The sequence below is a fragment of the Thalassospira mesophila genome (genome assembly GCF_002115755.1).
Lineage (GTDB): Bacteria > Pseudomonadota > Alphaproteobacteria > Rhodospirillales > Thalassospiraceae > Thalassospira > Thalassospira mesophila.
This window is the reverse complement of record NZ_JFKA01000058.1, coordinates 1-701: the sequence shown is the minus strand read 5'-3', so window position 1 is coordinate 701 and position 701 is coordinate 1. Positions and strand designations below refer to the sequence as shown.

The window sequence follows — 701 nt, the reverse complement described above, 5'->3', positions numbered from 1 at the left end:
GTGACGCCGAATGTATCAGATACCGTTGCAGTATCGGTGCCATCGGTCGAAGTCGAGGTGATCGAGAGATCAAAACTGCCACTGAAGTCTGCTGGCGGCGTGATTGTCAGACCGGTCAGTTCGGTCGGGGTCAGCGTTACGGTGCCATCGGGATTAACCGTGCCGGCATTGAGCACGGCACCATCGGGAATGTTGCCAATGGTAATCGAAAGAACTTCACTGCCATCGGTGACAGCGGTATCGATATCAAGGGCAATTGCGGTGTCTTCAGCCCCCGTTACATCGGCGGCACTCAGGGTCGGGGCATCGGCAACTGGCGTTACGGTGACAGAGAAGGCTTCACTGGTGGTGGCACTCTCGCTGCCATCGGTGGCCGTTGCGACGGCAAACAGGTTGAGCGTCCCGCTGTAATCAGCTGGCGGGGTTAAGGTCAGTCCGGCGAGATCGCCAGCATCAACGGTCCATGTGCCATCACCATTATCGATCCCGGCACTAAGAACCGCACCGTCGGGCACACCGGCAAAGGTCACCGAGACGGTATCGGGAGAGGTGGCGGTCACATCAAGTGCAATCCGGGTGTCTTCAGCGCCACTGGTATTGGTGACGGTGAGAACCGGGGCATCAGCAACCGCATCTACGGTGACGCTGAGCGTATCTGCGGCGATTGCCGTGTCGGTGCCATCACTCGCTGTCGCGGTCAC

1 protein-coding gene is annotated in these 701 nt (G+C 59.1%); it reads right to left on the bottom strand.

Annotation, left to right across the window (positions count from 1 at the left end):
- A partial coding sequence (locus tag TMES_RS22875) for an Ig-like domain-containing protein (RefSeq protein ID WP_158091297.1) occupies window positions 1–701 on the bottom strand: 701 nt, incomplete at both ends.